This is a genomic window from Haloferula sp. A504, assembly GCF_044385805.1.
Taxonomy (GTDB): domain Bacteria; phylum Verrucomicrobiota; class Verrucomicrobiia; order Verrucomicrobiales; family Akkermansiaceae; genus Haloferula.
In genome coordinates this window covers 1-365 of the sequence record NZ_JBISBU010000233.1, presented here as the reverse complement: position 1 = coordinate 365, position 365 = coordinate 1, and the positions used below count along the sequence as shown (strand labels likewise).

General features: G+C 64.9%; 1 protein-coding gene. It reads left to right on the top strand.

What is annotated here, in order from left to right; translation table 11 throughout:
• Positions 1 to 365 (top strand): group II intron maturase-specific domain-containing protein (locus tag ACG2LG_RS24320; protein ID WP_396263510.1); only part of this gene is annotated, 365 nt, incomplete at both ends.

Sequence of the window (365 nt, the reverse complement as noted above, 5' to 3'; positions counted from 1 at the left end):
GATCGAGTTTGGTCGGTTCGCCGACCGGCGCGGGAAGGGCGGGGGGAAGCGGGCGGAGACCTTCGACTTCCTCGGTTTCACGCACAAGTGCGCGAAGCGGAGGAGCGACGGGAGTTTCGTCCTCCATCGTCACACGGTGGCGAAGCGGATGCGTGCGACCTTGCAGGCGATCCGGTTGGAACTGCGCAAGCGGATGCATCGACCGCTGGGAGAGACCGGACGGTGGTTGCGGAGGGTGGTGCAAGGCTGGCTGAATTATCATGCCGTGCCCTTCAACAGTCGTCGCATCGGGTTCTTCGTGGATGAAGTGACCCGCCACTGGCTCCGGGTGATCCGACGCCGCAGCCAGAGAGGGAGGAGCCGCT